The organism is Thermodesulfobacteriota bacterium (assembly GCA_039028315.1).
GTDB lineage: Bacteria > Desulfobacterota_D > UBA1144 > Nemesobacterales > UBA2774 > CR02bin9.
This window is the reverse complement of record JBCCIH010000234.1, coordinates 1-2,946: the sequence shown is the minus strand read 5'-3', so window position 1 is coordinate 2,946 and position 2,946 is coordinate 1. Positions and strand designations below refer to the sequence as shown.

Genomic DNA, 2,946 nt, shown 5'->3' with positions numbered 1-2,946 from the left:
TAGATGTCTGTCAACATAACCCTAGTTGACCATTTATCAATAGGTATTACAACCCATGTTTTCTCATTAACATACTCAGCTGTTGATGGAACGAGTTTAACAGTTATTTTCTCTCCAGGTTCAATGAAAGTCACTTCATAATTAGTCTGCTGTTCCAATAAATACATTATGGCCTGATCACCTGCTTGTCCTACATCCTTTTTGCCTGACTTCCATTTGTATCCAATCACCTTTGCATATTTTTTGCTATTTGTAAGTACTTTCCAGACATTCTTAGACTTTGTATTAATAGTTATCTCTCCCTGATTTGTAACAATGTTTTGGTCTTGCGCAGAGGCAAAAGTTGTAAGCAAAAAAATAAGGGGGACAACGAATAGGATTTTGTTAAGATGTTTCATTATATAAGGCTGCTTTTTTGATATAAGATTCTATATTGCAAATATAAACTTAGCATGAATTTTATTGATGCCCTCTAGGCTATAGATCAAGAAATAGACCTTTTGCTTCTTTCGAAGTCAGGTTTGATACTGATGTAACTTTATCGCTGAAAAATGACAAGGTACCCCAAGATTCTTTTTCTGAGAGATCAATTAAAACGGAATAGACTTTAAACTTCAACTTGCTTTTGTTTTCTTCAAACTCTTTAAGCCATTTGTCGCCGACATTGGATTGTCCGTCTGTTATAAAAACAATGTCCCCGCCTTTAAATTTGGAATCCTCAAGAAGAGAAACTGCCTCGTTTAAGGGCTCCTCAAAATTTGTCCCGCCACCTGGAAAATATTCTGCAAGCTCCATTATCTCTGATTCTTTCATGCCCCACCCCGAAAGACCCTCTTTGCCAATTGATTCAAATACTTTTAGTGGAGCCCCGCCTGAAGAAAAAACAACTACATTAAACTTGCGCCGTTCTCTTTTTGCAATCTCAAGTAATGTAAGACACACGCCTTTAGACCAAAGCTCTTTCCCTCCTGACATGGATGAGCTGCCGTCAAGACAAATCACCATAGGTCCCCTTCCCCTCTCTTCCTTCAGATAGTATTGAAAGAGTCTTCCCTCTACATAGCGCTTTTTAAAATCATGTTTTAAAAGTTTATGTCTAAGAGATACGAGCTCTGTAGGAATTATCCTGCCAATGTCATCACCAACTGAGATGTCAAACACTTCAGAGCCCCTTTTTGACCAAACCTTTCTTCTAGTGCTCATCATCTCATCTTTAAGACTTCCCACAATGCGTGAGAGTTTTCTAAGTTTCTCATTCTTACCGAGCTTTGATGCCAGGTCCAGTTTTTCACCTACTCCTTTATCATCTCCACCTGGATTACCCATCGAAGAATCCCAGGACTGTATTTCGTCTTCTGCATCCTCAATATTCTGATCAGTCTGCTCAAGAGATGTCTTGACCATCTTCTCCATATCGAAATCCATTTTGTCATGATTTTGCTCTTGCTGCTGAATTAACTGATCAAGATTCTCCTGTTCCCCTTCTAATTCATCTTGTTTCTCTTGTTTAGCCTTTTGAAATTCATCACCAAGTTCCTCGTTTTCCTGATCCACCTCATCCCAGGTCTCTATTTCTTCCTCAAGCTGACTGACATTGTCTTCAGCCTGATCAACTTCCCACTCTTTTAGGAGTGTTTTTTCTCCGGGACCTTCATCAGAGCGAATCCACCCTAGAATCTGATTTCCCATGTCAATTGTTGCAAGGGCGGATTTAAAGTTATCTAAAATGGTTTCCTCTCTTAGCTCTTTGTAATGTTTGTCTATAAACACCTTTTGAAGCAGTTTTCTCGCCAATGCGGAGCCTTTCTTTGAAGTATCTTGTGGTAGGAATAAAACATTGTGTTTATAAAACGAATAAAATAGATCCATAATGAGAGCATCAAAATGAGGCAGCAGATTGCTTCCACTATCTATTAAGATATTCAACTCATCTGAATGCGAAAGTAGATTTTCAAACTGCTCTTTATCAAAAGAGTCTGATTCTATGTTGTGCGCGGTCTTTCTAAGCTTCATCACTACCTTAAGCTTACATATACGAGCAGTACTATCAATGACCTTATATCAATTTTATGCTAACGTGTTAGAATTAAAAACTTTTTATAAACAAGCACCTTTACAAAATATTATGAAACTTAATAAAACTGAAGCAAGAGCGGTCGCGTCGGTTGGCCTCATTATGGCAATAAGGCTTATGGGGATCTTTTTGATATTGCCTGTTTTCAGTGTTTATGCAGAGCGCTACCCTGGTGCAGATATAGGACTAGCCGGAATTGCCTTTGGAATATATGCGCTTGTACAGAGCCTTCTTCAGGTTCCATATGGTTGGCTTAGCGACAAAATTGGCCGAAAGCAAGCGCTTTTAATTGGACTCGCTGTGTTTACAATAGGAAGCCTTATATGTGGGCTTGCAGATAATATTGTTGAGCTCATTTTGGCCCGTGTTATTCAGGGGGCGGGTGCGGTAAGTTCTGTTGCGATTGCATCATTGGGTGATGTAACGCGTCATGAAGTAAGAGCGCAGTCATTTACTATTGTAGGGGTTACAATTGGAGTTGGGTTTATTATAGCAATTATATTGGGCCCTCTTTTAGCAGCTGAAATTGGATTTACTAATGTATTTTATATCCTTGCCGCTTTAGGTCTAATAGCAATCATTTTTACTATCATTTTCTTCCCTGAGATTGAGAAAAAAGATTTTCTTCATGAAGAGTCTGAAATACTGAGTTATCTAAAAGACCCGGAGATTAAAAAACTATTCTTAGGCGCAGCTGTAATATCACTAACTGTAAACTTGTTTGTATTTATATATCCTCTAAGCTGGACCGAGCTCGGGGTAGATGACAATGATCTTTGGCACGTTTATCTGATTGCAGTTCTTCCAACTGCGATTTTTGCATACCCCTATGTTAGATATGCGGAGAAAAGAGGGATTCTAAAAGTTGCTAC

General features: G+C 38.7%; 3 protein-coding genes. 1 reads left to right on the top strand and 2 read right to left on the bottom strand.

From position 1 onward, the window contains the following. Together AAF462_11350 and AAF462_11345 are read right to left on the bottom strand one after the other, a co-directional pair. A partial coding sequence (locus AAF462_11350; GenBank protein MEM7009718.1) for a hypothetical protein occupies positions 1-398 on the bottom strand: 398 nt, incomplete at its 3' end. 79 nt (positions 399-477) lie between these two features. After that, the gene (locus AAF462_11345) at positions 478-2,013 is read right to left on the bottom strand and encodes a VWA domain-containing protein (GenBank protein ID MEM7009717.1); all 1,536 of its coding nucleotides are present in this window, start codon (positions 2,011-2,013) and stop codon (positions 478-480) included. 112 nt (positions 2,014-2,125) lie between these two features. Here AAF462_11345 and AAF462_11340 point away from each other — a divergent pair. Next, positions 2,126-2,946, top strand: an 821-nt coding sequence (locus tag AAF462_11340; GenBank protein MEM7009716.1) for an MFS transporter, incomplete at its 3' end; no start/stop codon positions are given.

Coding starts and splice junctions, on each gene's coding strand:
- AAF462_11345 (MEM7009717.1), bottom strand. CDS start 2,013: ATGAAGCTTAGAAAGACCGCGCACAACATAGAATCAGACTCTTTTGAT.